This is a genomic window from Shewanella seohaensis, from assembly GCF_023283775.1.
Taxonomy (GTDB): Bacteria; Pseudomonadota; Gammaproteobacteria; order Enterobacterales; family Shewanellaceae; genus Shewanella; species Shewanella seohaensis.
Genome location: NZ_JAKILE010000011.1, coordinates 23099 through 41487 on the forward strand (window position 1 = coordinate 23099; position 18389 = coordinate 41487).

Genomic DNA, 18389 nt, shown 5'->3' on the forward strand with positions numbered 1-18389 from the left:
GTTATCTCTGGAGCAACTTGCCGGATGGATGGTTTGAACCATGCACTTGTCCATGGCAATTCATACAGGAATTACCCGAGGTGAAGGCATTGGTTTGATTACCAAAGTAAGCATTACTGCTGTGGCCATCGGAGGCGTGGCACTGTTGGCATAACTGTGGCGGTTTGCTGATTAGCATGGATTCGTTGACGCTGCCGTGGGGGTTATGGCAGTTCGCGCAATTATCGGAGACTGGCGCATGTTCCCACAATTTAGGACCGCGTTTTTCGGCGTGGCAGCTGTAACAGTTTTCGTTGACGCTCATTTGCTTCAGGCTGGCATCATTTAAACTGCCATGGGGATTGTGGCAATCGCTACAGACCATTTGTTGCCATTGCAATGGATGGGATGAGCGTTTGTGCATATCCGCTTTTTGCTGGGTATGGCATTGGGTACAAATCGCCACTTCGTTGGCTTTGTCGCTGATAGGGTCTTTTGCTACGTGTACTTGGTGGCAGCTACTGCAGGGAATATCGGCATTGTCATGGTGATTGCCTTTCCACGCGATGCGTTGATCGTCGTTATGGCAACTCATGCAGACACTATTTTGTTTTTGTGCGGGAACGGGGGAATTCTGGCCGAAGGTGATCATCGGCTCTTTGCCACCCTTGTTATGATTACCGAGTGGGCCGTGGCAAGCCTCACACTGTAAGTCGGCCATGGGGGAATCTTTGACATTAGGATTACCATGTACACCATCAAAAATGGCCATCACAGTGGCACTTTTCTTATGGCACATCAGGCAAGTGTCAGCCCCTTTGGCCGAGTACTTACCTTCGGCAAATTTTTTGTCCAAAGTCGCGACGACCTCCTCGGGCGGCTTGTCATCCCAAGGTGTCGCTAACGTTGAAAGGCTGAGTATCGATAACATCACAACAAGCATAACCTGAGTTATGCTTTTGAACTTTAACCCAATATCCATGTTCATCTATTCCCGAGTGCGTTTTATTTGTTATTTTTCAAGCTTTCGACATCACTAATTTAGCTGATTAATACTAGAACAAATTTGCGACAATCGCGTAACATTTTTGTGGTCATTGACAGTAAAGAAGGATGATTTTGTTAGTGATAAATAACAAAGTGTGATCTTGTTCTCACTTTGGTTTGTGGGGCACTCGTTTACAGCTCATTGACTTTTACTCTAACTTGCGAAGAGTGATGTGCCTTTATGGGGATTTTTATTTTTGGTCAGGCGTTTATTCATTGAGATTTTTGTCACATAATACTCAACACAATTGAAAACTATTATCGTTACCAGTCATAAAGCTTGATCTAGGTAAAGTTATTAGAGCCATCGCTCAGTTACAATGGGCGCAGTTTTTCAAGCTGAAGCTGTTACAAGGTGAAATAGGTAATGAAGTTAAGCGAACTCAGTCCCGGTGACCGTGGCATTATTTCTGAAATCGGGCGTTTAGATCTGCCGCAGACAGTGAAGCGTAAATTATTATCCATGGGCATCACCCCAAATACACGATTTTCGTTGATCCGCAGAGCGCCTATGGGCTCTGGTTTAGAGTTGGATATTCGTGGCAGTAAGCTTTGTATGCGCAGAGACCTGGCAGACATCATAGAGGTGGAAAAGGCGAATGACTAAGCAGTTTCATTGCGTCACTGTTGGTAACCCAAACGCGGGAAAATCAACACTCTTTAACGCGCTAACCGGCGCGAATCAGCAAGTGGGCAACTGGTCCGGTGTGACCGTTGAGAAAAAAACCGGTCATTTTACCCTTAATGGCGCCGACGTTTACTTAACCGACTTACCCGGTATTTACGATTTACTCCCCGCAGGTAACAGCTGTGATTGTTCCCTCGATGAGCAGATTGCTCAGCAATACCTCGCCGAACAACGTGTCGATGGCATCATCAACTTAGTCGATGCGACTAATATCGAGCGCCACCTTTATTTGACGGCACAACTACGTGAGCTGTCGATCCCTATGGTGGTGGTATTGAATAAAATCGATGCGGCCATTAAGCGTGGGATCCGTGTCGATTTAAAGAAAATGAGCCAAGAGTTAGGTTGCCCTGTCATTGGCGTGTGCTCTCGCGATCCTGCCGATGTGGCTAAAGTGCAAGCGCAGGTTTTGGATTTACTCCAAGGCCGCGTATCCGAAGCGCCTCTGCTACTCGATTACGACGAGCAAATTGAAGCGGGCGTGCAACTCCTTTGCAGTAAAGACCCCAACTTAAGCCGTGGCCGCGCTTTAGCGATGCTGGGTAACGGTTCTGGTTGTGGCAGCTGCAAAAATGCCGAGCTACAGGATGAAGTCAGCACTTGCACCGAGCAAATTGCGCAGCAAGGGCATGACATCGAAGTGATGGTCGCTACGACGCGTTTTAACTTTGTTGAACGTGTGTTCCAAGGTTCCGTTAAGACCGATGGCTTCCTCACGCTCAGTGATAAACTCGACAAATTAGTGTTACATCCCGTGCTTGGCATTCCGGTGTTCTTATTTGTCATGTATCTGATGTTTATGTTCAGCATTAACATCGGTAGTGCGTTTATCGATTTCTTCGATGTATTTGTCGGAGCATTACTGGTCGATCATTTTGGTGCATTCCTTGGCAATATGGGCGCGCCAGCATGGCTGGTGACGATTCTCGCGGGTGGTGTCGGTCAAGGTATTCAAACCGTTTCTACTTTTATTCCGGTTATCGCAGCGCTATTTCTCGGTTTATCTATCCTTGAAAGTTCAGGTTATATGGCCCGCGCGGCCTTCGTGGTGGATGGCTTAATGCGCCGTATAGGCCTACCGGGTAAAGCGTTCGTGCCTATGATTGTTGGCTTTGGTTGTTCGGTGCCAGCGATTATGGCGACACGTACCTTAGGCAGTGAGCGTGAGCGTATCGTGACAGGTATGATGGCGCCCTTTATGTCCTGCGGTGCACGTTTACCTGTGTATGCGTTATTTGCGGCGGCGTTCTTCCCTGACTCTGGTCAAAACCTGGTGTTTTTACTGTACGTGATTGGGATTTTTGCGGCGATTGGTACAGGGTTATTACTGCGTAGCACCTTATTACCAGGCACAAGCAGCGCGGTGGTGATGGAGCTGCCAAGCTATGAAATGCCAAAATTGAAGGCTGTGATGGTCCGTACTGGTAAGCGAACTAAGAGCTTTATCTTAGGTGCGGGTAAAACCATCGTGCTTGTGGTAACTCTGCTTAACTTTATCAATGCGATTGGGGTCGACGGTACTTTTGGCCATGAAGATAGCCAAGCGTCACTCTTAAGTGTGGCGAGTCAAAAGGTGACACCTATCTTTGCTCCTATGGGGATTGAGCAAGATAACTGGCCTGCGACTGTGGGTATTATCACGGGTATTTTCGCTAAAGAAGCGGTAGTGGGTACACTGAATAGCTTGTATGCCAATGTTGCCCATGAAGATGCAGAATTAACGCCATTAGCAGATAGTTTCAGCGAAGCGCTGGCGACGATTCCAGCTAACCTGTTTGGCTTGGATTTAGAAGACCCGCTAAAGTTATCTGTGGGTGATGTGTCCAGCACCGACGTTGCCGCAGAGGCGCAAGGTGTAGCAACGTCAACCTTTAGTGCGTTACAGTCAGGCTTTACCACTAAGGTGGCTGCGTTCTCTTATCTGCTGTTTATCTTACTCTATACGCCATGTGTTGCTGCTATGGGTGCCTTGGTACATGAATTTGGCAGCCGCTGGGCAACGTTTGCGGCAACTTGGACATTCTCACTGGCCTACGGCAGTGCAACCATTGCTTACCAAGCGGCAACCTTTGGTGCACATCCACTGCAATCGAGTTTGTGGATTGGTTTCTTCCTCGGAGCGCTCGTGGTGTTCTACCTGTGGCTCAAACGTAAGGGCCGCAGAACCCAACAGATCATTCCTGGCGTTAGGATCATTACCGAGTAACCGCTGAGTAATAAATGTCAGCTTAGTAATGACAAAGATAAAAGCAGCTTTCATGGCTGCTTTTATTGTTTTACTATCCATGCCATAAACCATAGTTTTTTATACTGGGCATTGTAACTGGCCGAGATCTGTAGGATCATGCGGGTTTTGTTAAAATTGCCATTGTTCGCAAAGAGGAATTCCATGAGTCATGTGGACACTGAAGTACGTCCGAGTAACTTTATCCGTAATATCATTGATGAGGATCTGAAAAGCGGTAAGCACACCAGTGTGCAGACGCGTTTTCCTCCCGAGCCAAATGGTTATTTGCATATAGGTCATGCTAAGTCTATCTGTTTGAACTTCGGCATCGCGCGCGATTACCAAGGCCTTTGTAATTTACGTTTTGATGATACCAATCCTGAAAAAGAAGACATCGATTATGTGAATTCTATTCAGGCGGATGTGCGTTGGTTGGGATTCCAGTGGGATGGTGAAGTTCGTTATTCCTCTAACTATTTCGACCAATTACACCAATATGCCGTTGAGTTGATCAACAAAGGCTTAGCCTATGTGTGTTTCCTCAATGCCGATGAAACCCGTGAATATCGTGGCACCTTAAAAGAGCCGGGTAAAAACAGCCCGTACCGTGACACTTCCGTTGAAGAAAACCTGCAATTATTTGAAAAAATGCGTAAGGGTGAATTCAAAGAAGGTGAGTGTGCATTGCGTGCGAAAATCGACATGGCATCGCCTTTCATGTGTATGCGCGATCCGGTGATTTACCGTATTCGTTTCGCTCACCATCATCAAACGGGTGACAAGTGGTGCATTTACCCAATGTACGACTTCACTCACTGTATTTCCGATGCGCTGGAGCACATTACTCACTCGTTATGTACGCTTGAGTTCCAAGACAACCGTCGTCTTTACGATTGGGTTCTCGACAATTTAGATGATTTCCAAGCGCCGAACCGTACTCGTCAGTACGAGTTTTCTCGCTTAAATCTTGAATATACGCTGATGTCTAAGCGTAAATTAAATGACTTAGTGACACGTAAGTTAGTTTCTGGATGGGATGACCCACGTATGCCAACGATTGCTGGCCTGCGTCGTCGTGGTTATACCCCAGCGTCTATCCGTGAGTTTTGCCAACGTATTGGTATCACTAAGCAAGAAAACATGATTGAAGCCGCGATGCTGGATGCCTGCATCCGTGAAGAGCTCAACGAACATGCACCACGTGCGATGGCCGTACTGCGCCCATTAAAAGTCGTGATTGAGAACTACCCAGAAGGTCAACTCGAGACGATTCAAGCGGCTTCTCACCCAAGCGATGAAAGCATGGGCACACGTGAACTTGCCTTTGGCCGTGAACTGTATATCGATGTGGCGGACTTCAGAGAAGAAGCCAATAAGCAATACAAGCGTCTGGTGATGGGTAAAGAAGTACGTCTGCGTAACGCGTATGTGATTAAGGCTGAGCGTTGTGACAAAGACAGCGACGGCAATATCACCACGGTTTACTGTAGCTACGATGCAGATACCTTGGGTAAAAACCCCGCCGATGGTCGCAAGGTGAAAGGCGTAATTCATTGGGTGGAAGCGACTACGGCTAAACCTGCTGAATTCCGTTTATACCAACGCTTGTTCACGGATCCAAACCCTGCAGCAGCAGAGACTGTGGATGAAGTGCTTAACCCTAACTCACTTGAAGTGGTGAATGGTTTAGTTGAAGCCAGTCTTGTGAATGCGCCAGCGGAAAAAGCATATCAGTTTGAGCGTGAAGGTTATTTCTGTGCTGACAATAAAGACTCATCAGCCGAACATTTAGTCTTTAACCTAACGGTTGCACTGCGTGACTCGTTTGAATAGCAAGTATTAGCCGCGATAATCTCTGTTGCGTCTAACAGTCAACTGCAGTAAAGCATAAAAAGGCCCTTAGTGTTTTCAAGCTAAGGGCCTTTTCTGTTTTACAACTTTTTGTTTTCAACACGTCTATTTGCCACTATCAATTTGTCACTATCTGTATTTCAAGTCGTTTGCGCCTGAGTGCGGATTAATACCTTATTGGTACATTGGACCAAAGCCAATGCTCCAGAGGATAACGCTGGTGGCCATTAGACCGACTAAGAGTACTAAACCGGCAGTGACCATAGAGCTGGCGTAAATAAAGCCTTTCTCTTCAGGGATATTCATAATGATGGGCACACCTGCATATAGCAGATAAACCGAGTAGGCCAGTCCTACCAACCCAACAATCATAATAAACCAGAGCACGGGGTAGAGCGCCGCCAGACCGACCATAAACAGAGGCGTTGCGGTGTAGGATGCGAGCTCTAACGCTTGGGTGAAAGTAGGCTGGGCATCGAAGGTTTTTGCCATCCAGTAGGCTAAATAGGCGAGGGCAAACACACCTGCAATCAGGCCGAAGTACATACCAACGGACATAAACATAGCGCTTTGTGGTGTAAGATAAATCGGATCACCCGAACCCGGATTCCAACCAATATATGCGGTGGCGATAAAGCTACAGACAGCCGGTATGAGTGCGATGAGAATAACGTGACTTAAACTACTTTTGAGTGCCTCGTGATTCTTCTCAATCGCGTGCCACTCTTGTTTTGGATGAGTGTATAACCCCATTAAGTGATTCAGTATCATTATAATTATCCTTGTTTAGCATTGATGATGGCTCGCCAAACGTCAGACGAGCTGACAACAGCTCTACAATCAGGGTTAAACGCTCTCCTATCCCTTAACGCCCGACTGTGTACACTCCGAATTGAGACGCGGTGTGATCAGGATCTCAGTTCTTAAGGTGTAGATTATTTATTGAACAAAAAGTTCATCTCGTCAAGTTTACTGCGGTGTAAAGCTATAGCTTGTCGATAATTACGCGTAAAATATGACGATATTTTTTTAATGATTTTGAGTGATCCCATGCAGCAATTATTGGCACCTGTTCATGCGTTTCTTCGTTGTGAGACGCCGCAAACTTGGATTGATATGGCAAGAGCCTCTGCCTCGTTAGATGAACTCTTAATCGACCATTGTAATTGTGAGCTAAAAGCGGCGCAGACTGCGATGTTTTTGTTGAGGCGATACGCCTTGGATAAAGACAGCGGGCAATCGCTATTGGCGTGGGCAAAATCCTATGAGGAATTTGTTTATCACAAGGATCGCGATATCGAGCAGTTTTTGGCTCGCGACGTTAAAAAGAACGAGCTGGTTGCCAATCTACAGCCGAATCAGCATTTTGCCTTTGCTCAGGATCTGATTCCGCCACTAATTCGTTTGATAAAAGAAGAATTCCATCATTTTGAGCAAGTGCTGGAGTTGATGCATGCTCGGCACATTCCGTATCGCAATATTCGTGCGGGACGTTACGCAAAGGGCATGATGAGCCACGTGACCACCCATGAGAAGGATATTCTGCGGGATAAGTTGATTGTGGGAGCGTACATTGAGGCGCGCTCCTGTGAACGCTTTGCCAAGTTAGCGCCTTACTTGGATGCGGAGTTAAGTAAGTTTTATGTGTCCTTACTGCGCTCTGAGGCACGTCATTTTGAGGATTATCTTAAGCTGGCGCAGCTCGTTTCAACGGAAGATATTACTGAGCGGGTGGCTTATTTTGGCGAGAGGGAGGCCGAATTAATTATGGCGCCCGATGACGAGTTTCATTTCCACAGTGGGCAACCCTCAGTTGCCTAGTGGCAATACAAGCAGCGGCCTCAACCATATTCAGGTATGAGGCCTAAGCGGTTCGATGTGTTAATGGTGAAGACGCTATCGTTTCTTAGCTGGCGTCGAAGGGCAGACTTTTTAAATCCACGCCATCGGCGCTGACCACCAACACACTGCCTTGTTCGTACCAATCACCGACCACAATACGTTTACAGCCATTAGTGAAGTTGTGGATGGCGGGTCTGTGGGTATGACCGTGGATCATCTGTTTGCAGTGGGTCTGGGCAAATAACGCATCTACTGCACTTGGTTCCACATCCATGATGACGTAGCTTTTTTGTTGATTGCTGCTCTGACTATTGCTGCGGATCTTATTGGCAATCGCTTGACGTTTTCTCTTCGGCAAACAGCTATAAAGCCAACGGGCGAAGGCAAAACTGCGTAATTTACGAAAGCGTTGGTAGGCTTTATCTAAGGTACACAAGCTATCGCCGTGCAAGATAACAGTGTTAACACCATAGAGATCTAAGCAAGTGACTTCGGGCAATATTTGCATACCCGCAGCATCGGCAAATTGTTTGCCTAACATAAAGTCACGATTTCCGTGAATAAAGTAGATGGGCAATCTTTGGGAGATTTGCTTGAGCCTGCGCGCTAATTCGAGGGCAAAAGGCGCTGCTAAATCGTCGCCGACCCATACCTCAAATAAATCCCCCAGAATGTAGAGGGCATCGGCATCATCAAGTTCTGTATCGAGGAAACGATTAAAGGCTTGGGTGATATCGAGGCGATCGGCACTTAAGTGCAGATCGCCAATAAATAAGGTCCGCATCCTAGGGAATTAGGCCGCACTTACTTTTTCAATCACAACCGCTTCTAATGGCACATCTTGGTGCATGCCACGGTTACCAGTGCTGACAGCTTTGATTTTTTCAACGATGTCCATACCTTCAACGACTTCACCAAATACGCAGTAACCCCAGCCTTGCATACTTTCAGATTTGAAATCGAGGAAGGTGTTATCGTTTACGTTGATGAAGAACTGAGCCGTCGCAGAGTGTGGATCAGAAGTACGCGCCATCGCAATAGTACCAGTACGGTTTGATAAACCGTTGTTGGCTTCGTTTTTCACTGGCTCATGGCAACGTTTTTGGCTCATTTCAGTGGTGAAGCCACCACCTTGGATCATAAAGCCGTCAATTACACGGTGGAAAATGGTGCCGTCGAAGAAACCTTCGTCAACATATTTCATAAAGTTTGCCACGGTCAGCGGTGCTTTTTCGGCGTTCAGTTGCAGTTTAATGTCGCCAAAATTAGTGTGTAATGTGATCATGTTTTCATACTCTCAGTAAATAGTGGCGCGATTCTAACTTATCTCGGATTGCACGCAAAGTGCAGTATTCAAAACCCTCGTCAGCGTGGTAGACTGACCCCTTGATTTTACACTCGAATCTATCATTGAAGAGAATGCCGATGTTGAAGATTTACAACAGTATTACCCGCCAAAAACAGGAATTTAAGCCAATTACTCCCGGAAAAGTTGGGATGTATGTATGCGGAGTGACCGTATACGATCTGTGTCATATTGGCCATGGGCGTACTTTTGTTTCCTTCGATATGATCGTTCGTTACCTGCGTTTCGCGGGTTATGAAGTGAATTTTCAACGTAACATCACCGATATTGATGACAAAATCATCAAACGCGCCAACGAAAACCAAGAAGATTGCAATACATTAACCGATCGCTTGATTGGTGAAATGCACAAGGATTTCGATGCGCTGAATATGATCCGTCCCGATTTCGAGCCTCGTGCAACTCTGCACATTGCCGAAATCATCGATATGGTTGAGCGCTTACTGGCCCGTGGTCATGCCTATGTGGCAGCCGATGGCGATGTGCTATTCAGTGTGGCCTCATTCCCTGAGTACGGCCGACTATCAGGTCAGAACCTGGAGCAATTACAGGCGGGGGCACGGGTTGAGGTTGACGATAACAAGCAAAATCCAATGGATTTCGTGCTATGGAAAATGTCTAAACCGGGCGAGCCAACATGGGAATCGCCATGGGGGCCGGGTCGTCCAGGCTGGCATATCGAATGTTCAGCAATGAACAGTAAGCACTTAGGTCTGCATTTCGATATTCACGGTGGCGGTTCAGATTTACAATTCCCTCACCATGAGAACGAAATTGCTCAGTCTTGCTGCGCCCATGATACGCCGTATGTGAATTACTGGATGCACACTGGCATGGTGATGGTTGACCGCGAGAAGATGTCAAAGTCTTTAGGTAACTTCTTCACCATTCGTGATGTATTAGGCCATTACGATCCTGAAACCGTGCGTTACTTCCTGCTATCGGGTCACTACCGTAGCCAGATAAACTACTCAGAAGAAAACCTCAAGCAGGCGCGTGCCGCCTTAGAGCGTTTATACACTGCGATTAAAGATGTTGATCTGACGGTAGCGCCTGCACCAGCTGAAGAGTTTGTTGCTAAGTTTAAAGCGGCAATGGATGATGACTTTAATACGCCAGAAGCCTACTCAGTGCTGTTTGATATGGTACGTGAGATCAACCGTTTGAAAACCACTGATATGGCGCAGGCTTCAGCTATGGCCGTTGCTATGAAGCAACTGGCCGATGTATTGGGATTATTGCATCAAGCACCGGATGCCTTCTTTAAAGGCGAGGGGAGCGATGATGAAGTGGCAGAGATTGAAGCGCTGATCGTTGAGCGTAATCGTGCCCGCGCCGAGAAAGATTGGCCTGCGGCTGATGTTGCGCGTAATCGTTTAAATGAGCTTGGTGTGGTGTTAGAAGATGGTCCAAGCGGTACTACTTGGCGTAAGAAATAGGTTGGCGTAATAAATCATCCCATCGCTTAAGTTTGATTCGTAGCGATAATAAAAAACCTGCCAATGGCAGTTTTTTTTTATGGTCTCACGTATTTGATTAAGCTCATGTTATTGCGTTACTGGCTACTGAGCTTAGATGGCTAAATCGCAGGTTTAAATGCTGCGATTTGCGCCATAACTTACGCCATAACTTAAGCCATTATCTACCCGATGGCGAAGCACATTAGTCGTGATATTGCTCTGCAGCATACAAGGTATTTTCAAGTAAGCTGGCAATCGTCATTGGGCCGACACCACCTGGGACAGGGGTGATAAAGCTGGCGTTTTGCGCAGCGACATCATATTGCACGTCGCCCACTAAGGTACCGTTTTCTAAGCGGTTAATACCCACATCGATAACAATGGCGCCCGGTTTAATCCATTCACCTGGGATAAAGCCAGGTTTACCCACGGCAACCACTACTAAATCAGCTTGACGGATTTTTTGTTCGAGGTTTTTGGTAAAGCGATGGCATGTGGTGGTGGTACAGCCCGCAAGCAATAGCTCCAGTGTCATTGGCCGGCCGACAATGTTTGATGCGCCAACCACAACGGCATCTAATCCATAGGTATCGACACCCGTTGATTTGATTAAGGTCATGATCCCCATTGGGGTGCATGAACGTAATACGGGAATGCGCTGGGCTAAACGGCCAACGTTATAGGGGTGGAAACCGTCGACATCTTTATCGGGGCGAATGCGCTCGATCACTTTAGAGTCTTCGATATGCGCAGGCAGAGGGAGCTGCACTAAGATACCGTCGATCGTCGGATCATCATTGAGTTCGTCGATAAGGGCTAATAATGCTTCCTCGGTATAACTGGTATCGAGATCGTAAGAGCGAGAAATAAATCCCACTTCTTCACAGGCTTTACGTTTACTACCAACATAAACCTGAGAAGCGGGGTCGGCTCCCACGAGAATGACGGCTAAACCTGGTACGCGTTGTCCTGCCTCTTTGCGGGCGGTTACTTTTTCGCGAAGTTGTGTGCGGATGGATTGAGCAATCGCCTTGCCGTCGATTATTTGGGCTGTCATGGGTGTAGGATATCCTTTATATGGGCGATGGTGAAAACTGTCGTTAACACAGAGAGTGGCAATCGCGGCTATTTTAACAGGGCGTTGCGGGTGTGTCATGGTGAAAGCCGCGGCGAGATGGATAAAAACAGGCGTATTCGCCTGATAATTCAGCATCTAGTTTGAATGCTTAAAAAAATCGTTGACGGGTGCAAAGTGAGGGGCTAAGATGCGCTCCGTTCTCAAGCAGATGTGCTCATTTGCTCTGAAAACAATGATTCTCGGTGATTAGCGCAGTCCGGTAGCGCATCTGGTTTGGGACCAGAGGGTCAGAGGTTCGAATCCTCTATCACCGACCAAATTAATATTATTGGCTCATAAATTACTCAGGTAGTTTGAGCGGGTAATAGCGGATGACTTCATAAAGAAAAGTTATCCCGCCTAGGTTAGGATACAGCAGAGTCTGTAAACCATGCGCCCGTAGCTCAGTTGGATAGAGCATCCGCCTTCTAAGCGGATGGTCGCAGGTTCGAATCCTGCCGGGCGTACCAGTTTCAGTGGTGATTGTAGCTCAGTTGGTAGAGTCCCGGATTGTGATTCCGGTTGTCGTGGGTTCGAGCCCCATCAGTCACCCCATTTTTAAGTACTTTGAGTACAAAATAAAAAAAGCGACCTCTGGTCGCTTTTTTTATACCCTAGATTCGGCCGTAGAGGCTCGACTCTGCACAAAACGGTGGCTATAATGTCGCGTCTTGATAGATATCAACTAACAGCGACCTGTGCCGAAAGCCAATAGTGGTGGGCATTGTAGTCAAATTTAATGATCAAGAAACGAATACCTGAATAGTTGAAGACTCGACTATTACAAAGGACGTTAGACAAATTTCGAGGTAAAACAATGCAAGTTTCTGTTGAAGCAACCCAAGGCCTAGAGCGTCGCCTGACCATTTCTGTTCCTGCTGAACAAATTGAAAAACTGGTTAAAGACAGTTTACAACGTGAAGCTAAGCGTGCTCGTATTCCAGGTTTCCGTCCTGGCAAAGTGCCTGTTACTGTAATCAACAAACGTTATGGCGCCGCTATTCGTCAAGACATCACTGGTGAAGTGATGCAACGTAACTTTATCGAAGCGATCATCGCTGAGAAATTAAACCCAGCTGGCGCACCTACTTTCGTACCTGGTGCGACTGACGGTGAAAAATTCGAATTCGTAGCGACTTTCGAAATCTACCCAGAAGTCGAGCTGAAAGGTTTAGATGCAATCGAAGTAGAACAACCAAAAGCGTCTGTAACCGATGCTGACGTAGACAGCATGATCGAAACCTTACGTAAGCAACACGCGACTTTCGCAGCGGTTGAGCGTGAAGCGGCTGATGGCGACAAAGTGAAAATGAACTTCGTTGGTTCAGTTGACGGTGTTGAATTCGAAGGCGGTAAAGCTGATGATTTCGAACTGCAATTAGGCAGCGGCCGTATGATCCCAGGTTTCGAAGCGGGTATCTTAGGTCACAAAGCGGGTGAAGAATTCGTTATCGACGTGACTTTCCCAGAAGAATATCACGCTGAAAACTTAAAAGGTAAAGCAGCTAAGTTTGCTATCACTTTAACTGAAGTGTTAGCGGCTAACTTACCAGAAGTAAACGATGAGTTTGCAGCATTATTCGGTATCAGCGAAGGCGGCTTAGAAGCTCTGAAAACTGAAATCCGTAAAAACATGAACCGTGAACTTGAGCAAGCGTTAAAAGCAAACGTGAAAGAGCAAGTGATCAATGGTTTATTAGCCAACAACGACATCGAACTGCCAAAAGCACTGATCGATGGCGAAGTTAACGTACTGCGCCAACAAGCGATGCAACGTTTCGGCGGTCAAACGGCTAACATGCCAGAACTGCCAGCTGAATTATTCACTGAGCAAGCGGCTCGTCGCGTGAAAATCGGTCTGTTATTAGGCGAAGTTATCAAGACTAACGAGCTGAAAGCAGAAGATGAGCGTGTACAAGCGTTAATCGCTTCTATGGCTTCTGCTTACGAAGATCCAAGTGAAGTTGTTGCGTACTACAACAGCAACAAAGAGCTGATGCAAAACATGCGCAACGTTGCGCTTGAAGAGCAAGCTGTTGAAGCACTGCTGAAATCTGCCAAAGTGACCGAAAAAGAAGTCGCTTTTGAAGAATTTATGAACAAGGCTACAGGTCGCGCATAAGCTAAGCTTGACTTGATTGGCAGTTCGCCATTTATAATGGCTCGTATGAGGCTCCTCATGCGAGCCATTTTTATTTAGGGAAACGAATAATGCATAATGCGTCAGACATACAAAGTGCTTTAGTGCCTATGGTGATCGAACAGACGGCTAAGGGTGAACGCTCATTCGATATTTATTCTCGTCTGTTAAAAGAGCGGATTATCTTTTTAGTGGGTCAAGTTGAAGAGCATATGGCGAATCTGATTGTGGCGCAGTTGCTATTCCTCGAGTCAGAAAGCCCAGATAAAGATATCTTCTTATATATCAACTCACCCGGTGGCTCAGTCACTGCGGGTATGGCGATTTACGATACCATGCAGTTTATTAAGCCGAACGTCAGTACTGTGTGTATTGGTCAAGCTGCCAGCATGGGCGCGTTTTTATTAGCTGGTGGTGAAAAGGGCAAGCGTTTCTGCTTACCTAACTCTCGCGTGATGATTCACCAACCACTGGGTGGATTCCAAGGTCAGGCTTCTGATATAGCTATTCATGCCCAAGAGATCTTAGGCATCAAGCATAAACTGAACCTGATGTTGTCAGAGCATACTGGCCAGCCACTCGAAGTGATTGAACGTGATACCGATCGCGACAACTTCATGAGTGCGACTCAAGCTGTTGAATATGGTTTAGTTGACGCAGTGATGACTAAACGCGGCTGATTTTTACTTTTGACTGGGCTATGCTCTATTATGCAAAGCCCAGTAAAGGGTTAGCAAGTTTAAGACAAGCAGTAGAGCAGACTGCAAATGAGGTAATTAATGGGCGACAACAAAAATAATGGTGACAGCGGTAAATTGCTGTACTGCTCTTTTTGCGGTAAGAGCCAGCATGAAGTCAGAAAACTGATTGCAGGCCCATCAGTATACGTATGCGACGAATGTGTCGAATTATGTAACGACATTATTCGTGAAGAGATTAAAGAAATCTCTCCTAAGCGTGATAATGATAAATTGCCAACGCCACATGAGTTGCGTGCGCATTTAGACGATTATGTGATTGGTCAGGACAGAGCCAAGAAAGTGCTGTCTGTCGCTGTATACAATCACTATAAGCGCCTGAGAAATTCTTCCCCTAAAGATGGCGTGGAATTAGGCAAGAGTAACATTCTGCTGATTGGTCCAACGGGCAGTGGTAAAACGCTGCTGGCCGAAACGCTGGCGCGCTCATTGAATGTCCCATTTACTATGGCTGACGCCACCACCTTAACCGAAGCGGGTTATGTGGGTGAAGACGTTGAAAACATCATTCAAAAGCTGCTGCAAAAGTGCGATTACGATGTTGAAAAGGCACAGCGCGGTATCGTCTATATCGACGAAATCGACAAGATCAGCCGTAAATCGGATAACCCATCGATTACCCGTGACGTATCGGGTGAAGGCGTGCAGCAAGCGCTGCTGAAACTTATCGAAGGTACGGTTGCCGCGGTTCCACCTCAAGGTGGCCGTAAGCATCCACAGCAAGAGTTCTTACAGGTTGATACCTCTAAGATCCTGTTTATCTGTGGTGGTGCATTTGCGGGTCTTGAAAAGGTGATTGAACAGCGTGCTCACGTAGGTTCAGGTATCGGTTTCGGTGCGCAGGTCAAGGGCGAGAAAGATAAGGCAACAATTTCGCAAACCTTATCTCAGGTCGAACCCGAAGACTTAGTCAAATATGGCTTGATCCCCGAGTTTATCGGCCGTCTACCTGTTGTTGCGACACTCACCGAGCTGGATGAAGAAGCGCTAGTGCAAATTCTGTCAGAGCCCAAAAACGCGCTGACTAAGCAATACAACGCGCTGTTTGAGATGGAAGGTGTTGAGCTCGAATTCCGCGAAGATGCGCTCAAAGCGATTGCACATAAAGCCATGTCGCGCAAAACCGGTGCCCGTGGTCTACGTTCAATCGTAGAAGGTATCTTACTCGATACTATGTACGATATTCCTTCGATTGAGGGCGTGGTGAAGGCGGTTGTTGATGAATCTGTGGTGAATGGTGAATCTGCACCTATCCTGATTTACGAGCGTAACGACGCGCAAGCGGCCTCTGGTGAGCAATAATTGTACTGATTATTAATAATCTGAAAATCAAGGAGTCCATCGGGCTCCTTTTTTTATTTTGACCATTGAAACCCAATAAAGCGCCCCAATATACTCCATAACTAATCCCTTTCATCTAAACGGAATCGAACTATGACCTTAGAGCGTGAAGCGCATATCGAACTCCCCGTGCTACCACTGAGAGATGTGGTGGTCTATCCCCATATGGTAATTCCGTTGTTCGTTGGCCGAGAAAAATCGATTCGTTGTCTCGAAACGGCAATGGCCCAGGATAAGCAAATTATTTTAGTCGCTCAGCGTGACGCTGAGTTAGACGAGCCGACCAAAGACGATATCTTTGAAGTCGGTACAGTGGCGTCTATTCTGCAACTGCTTAAACTGCCTGACGGTACGGTCAAAGTGCTGGTCGAAGGTGGTCGTCGCGCCCGAATTACCCGTTATACCCAAGAAGCGGATTTCTTTGTGGCTAAGGCGGAATATCTTGAGTCTGAGCCTTTAGAAGATAAAGAAGAGGAAGTCTTGGTTCGCAGCGCGATTGGCCAATTTGAAGGCTATATCAAGCTTAACAAGAAGATCCCGCCTGAAGTCTTAACCTCGCTCTCGGGCATCGATGAAGCGGCGCGCCTTGCCGATACTATGGCGGCCCACATGCCACTCAAGCTTGAGGACAAACAGTCTGTGCTTGAGATGACTAACATCGGTGAGCGTCTGGAATATTTAATGGCGATGATGGAGTCGGAAATTGACCTGCTACAGGTCGAGAAACGTATCCGTACTCGCGTTAAAAAACAGATGGAAAAGAGCCAGCGTGAGTATTATCTGAACGAACAGATGAAAGCCATCCAAAAAGAATTGGGTGACTTAGACGAAGGCCACGACGAGTTTGAAGTCTTAAATCGTAAGATTGAAGAAGCCAACATGCCAAGCGATGCCAAAGAGAAAGCCGTCGCCGAGCTGAATAAATTACGCATGATGTCACCTATGTCTGCCGAAGCGACCGTGGTTCGCAGCTATGTGGATTGGATGACCTCAGTGCCTTGGAGCCAACGCTCTAAAATCAAACGCGATTTAGCCAAAGCCCAAGAAGTGCTGGATACCGATCACTACGGTCTGGAAAAGGTCAAAGACCGTATTCTGGAATACTTGGCAGTGCAGAGCCGTGTGCGTCAGCTTAAAGGGCCTATCCTGTGCTTAGTCGGCCCACCAGGTGTAGGTAAAACCTCATTAGGTCAATCGATTGCGAAAGCAACCGGTCGTAAGTATGTGCGTGTTGCCTTAGGCGGCGTGCGTGATGAAGCGGAGATCCGTGGTCATCGCCGTACTTACATTGGCTCAATGCCGGGTAAAGTCATTCAAAAGATGGCGAAAGTGGGCGTGAAAAACCCCTTATTCCTGCTCGATGAAATCGACAAAATGAGCTCGGATATGCGTGGCGACCCAGCGTCAGCACTGTTAGAGGTGCTTGATCCTGAACAAAACGCGACCTTTAACGACCATTACCTCGAAGTCGACTACGACTTATCCGATGTGATGTTCGTGGCGACCTCGAATTCGATGAATATTCCAGGCCCGCTTCTGGACCGTATGGAAGTCATTCGTCTGTCGGGTTACACCGAAGATGAAAAGTTGAATATTGCTAAGCAGCATTTACTGACCAAGCAAATCGAGCGCAACGGTCTTAAAGCGAACGAAATTCATATTGAAGACAGTGCGATAGTCGGTATCATCCGCTACTACACCCGTGAAGCAGGTGTGCGTGCACTAGAGCGTGAATTGTCGAAGATTTGCCGCAAAGTCGTGAAAATGATCCTGCTGGATAAATCCATCAAGTCAGTCACTGTGACCGCGGACAATCTCAAGTCTTTCCTCGGTGTGCAGCGTTTTGACTATGGTAAGGCAGAATCGAACAACCAAATCGGTCAAGTTACAGGTTTAGCGTGGACCGAAGTGGGTGGCGATCTGCTCACCATTGAAGCGACCTCTGTGCCCGGCAAAGGTAAGTTGACCTACACAGGCTCACTTGGCGATGTGATGCAAGAGTCGATTCAAGCGGCAATGACGGTCGTACGTGCCCGTGCGGAACAATTAGGTATCAACGGCGACTTTTATGAGAAGCGTGATATCCATGTTCACGTGCCAGAAGGGGCGACGCCAAAAGATGGTCCATCAGCGGGCGCGGCAATGTGTACTGCATTAGTGTCTAGCTTAACGGGTAACCCTGTGCGCGCCGATGTGGCGATGACGGGTGAAATTACCTTACGCGGAGAAGTGTTACCTATTGGTGGTTTAAAAGAAAAACTGCTCGCGGCACACCGTGGCGGCATTAAATTGGTACTTATTCCAAAAGAAAACGAGCGTGATCTGGAAGAAATTCCTGCCAATGTGATTGCCGATTTGGAAATTCGTCCCGTGCGTTGGGTCGACGAAGTGTTAAAACTGGCGCTGGAAAGACCGGTTGAAGGCTTCGAAGTGGTTAAAAACTTGGCATAACGCAAGAAAATGCGCTATCACGCTAAAAAAAATGAAAAAAGGGGCTTAACAAAGCGCAGACCTGTGGTAGCCTAGGTCTGTGGAGAGTCGGTTGCTCCAAGCCCTTGGCGCAACTGGCTTTG

At 47.0% G+C, this 18389-nt stretch carries 14 protein-coding genes and 3 tRNA genes; 12 read left to right on the forward strand and 5 right to left on the reverse strand.

Features of this window, described 5'->3' with window-relative positions:
• Position 1: 1 nt before the first annotated feature.
• The gene (locus L2713_RS13495; protein WP_283105296.1) at positions 2-967 is read right to left on the reverse strand and encodes a DmsE family decaheme c-type cytochrome; all 966 of its coding nucleotides are present in this window, start codon (positions 965-967) and stop codon (positions 2-4) included.
• 426 nt (positions 968-1393) lie between these two features.
• On the opposite strand from L2713_RS13495, the gene L2713_RS13500 reads away from it, so the two are divergent.
• From L2713_RS13500 to glnS, 3 genes are all read left to right on the forward strand, one after another.
• Positions 1394-1633 (forward strand): FeoA family protein, encoded by a 240-nt coding sequence (locus L2713_RS13500; protein ID WP_011623257.1) that lies wholly within the window; start codon positions 1394-1396, stop codon positions 1631-1633.
• Positions 1626-3920 carry a Fe(2+) transporter permease subunit FeoB gene (gene feoB / locus L2713_RS13505; protein WP_248968248.1) on the forward strand — a complete coding sequence of 765 codons (2295 nt, stop codon included), beginning with the start codon at positions 1626-1628 and terminating at the stop codon, positions 3918-3920. The genes L2713_RS13500 and feoB overlap by 8 nt, the downstream gene beginning before the upstream one ends.
• A gap of 183 nt (positions 3921-4103) precedes the next feature.
• Positions 4104-5774 (forward strand): glutamine--tRNA ligase, encoded by a 1671-nt coding sequence (gene glnS, locus L2713_RS13510; RefSeq protein ID WP_248968249.1) that lies wholly within the window; start codon positions 4104-4106, stop codon positions 5772-5774.
• Between the two features lie 192 nt (positions 5775-5966).
• Here glnS and L2713_RS13515 read toward each other — a convergent pair whose 3' ends face one another.
• A complete protein-coding gene (locus tag L2713_RS13515) occupies positions 5967-6563 on the reverse strand; it encodes a Yip1 family protein (protein ID WP_011626606.1) in 597 nt (198 codons plus the stop codon).
• A 279-nt stretch (positions 6564-6842) separates the two neighbouring features.
• On the opposite strand from L2713_RS13515, the gene miaE reads away from it, so the two are divergent.
• Entirely contained in the window at positions 6843-7613 is a 771-nt protein-coding gene (miaE, locus tag L2713_RS13520) for a tRNA isopentenyl-2-thiomethyl-A-37 hydroxylase MiaE (RefSeq protein WP_248968250.1), read from the forward strand.
• An 85-nt stretch (positions 7614-7698) separates the two neighbouring features.
• On the opposite strand, the gene L2713_RS13525 is transcribed toward miaE, so the two are convergent.
• The gene (locus L2713_RS13525; RefSeq protein ID WP_248968251.1) at positions 7699-8418 is read right to left on the reverse strand and encodes a UDP-2,3-diacylglucosamine diphosphatase; all 720 of its coding nucleotides are present in this window, start codon (positions 8416-8418) and stop codon (positions 7699-7701) included.
• A 9-nt stretch (positions 8419-8427) separates the two neighbouring features.
• Positions 8428-8919: a peptidylprolyl isomerase gene (locus L2713_RS13530; protein ID WP_011626603.1), complete on the reverse strand. Its 492-nt coding sequence runs from the start codon at positions 8917-8919 to the stop codon at positions 8428-8430.
• Positions 8920-9059: 140 nt separating this feature from the next.
• On the opposite strand from L2713_RS13530, the gene cysS reads away from it, so the two are divergent.
• Positions 9060-10439 (forward strand): cysteine--tRNA ligase, encoded by a 1380-nt coding sequence (cysS, locus tag L2713_RS13535; RefSeq protein WP_248968252.1) that lies wholly within the window; start codon positions 9060-9062, stop codon positions 10437-10439.
• Between the two features lie 223 nt (positions 10440-10662).
• Here the strand turns inward: cysS and folD are convergent, their stop codons facing one another.
• Positions 10663-11517, reverse strand: coding sequence for a bifunctional methylenetetrahydrofolate dehydrogenase/methenyltetrahydrofolate cyclohydrolase FolD (folD, locus tag L2713_RS13540; protein WP_011623249.1), 855 nt, complete (start codon positions 11515-11517; stop codon positions 10663-10665).
• 261 nt (positions 11518-11778) lie between these two features.
• On the opposite strand from folD, the gene L2713_RS13545 reads away from it, so the two are divergent.
• The 7 genes from L2713_RS13545 to lon all read left to right on the forward strand — a co-directional run bounded on the left by L2713_RS13545 (position 11779) and on the right by lon (position 18267).
• Positions 11779-11855 (forward strand) — tRNA-Pro (locus tag L2713_RS13545).
• A gap of 115 nt (positions 11856-11970) precedes the next feature.
• A tRNA-Arg gene (locus tag L2713_RS13550) sits at positions 11971-12047 on the forward strand.
• A 9-nt stretch (positions 12048-12056) separates the two neighbouring features.
• Positions 12057-12132 (forward strand) — tRNA-His (locus L2713_RS13555).
• Positions 12133-12394: 262 nt separating this feature from the next.
• Positions 12395-13699 carry a trigger factor gene (tig, locus tag L2713_RS13560; RefSeq protein WP_011623248.1) on the forward strand — a complete coding sequence of 435 codons (1305 nt, stop codon included), beginning with the start codon at positions 12395-12397 and terminating at the stop codon, positions 13697-13699.
• A gap of 89 nt (positions 13700-13788) precedes the next feature.
• Complete coding sequence (clpP, locus tag L2713_RS13565) at positions 13789-14397, forward strand: ATP-dependent Clp endopeptidase proteolytic subunit ClpP (protein ID WP_011717550.1); 609 nt, start codon at positions 13789-13791, stop codon at positions 14395-14397.
• A gap of 99 nt (positions 14398-14496) precedes the next feature.
• The gene (clpX, locus tag L2713_RS13570) at positions 14497-15777 is read left to right on the forward strand and encodes an ATP-dependent protease ATP-binding subunit ClpX (RefSeq protein ID WP_011623246.1); all 1281 of its coding nucleotides are present in this window, start codon (positions 14497-14499) and stop codon (positions 15775-15777) included.
• 132 nt (positions 15778-15909) lie between these two features.
• A complete protein-coding gene (lon, locus tag L2713_RS13575) occupies positions 15910-18267 on the forward strand; it encodes an endopeptidase La (RefSeq protein WP_248968253.1) in 2358 nt (785 codons plus the stop codon).
• Positions 18268-18389: the final 122 nt, after the last annotated feature.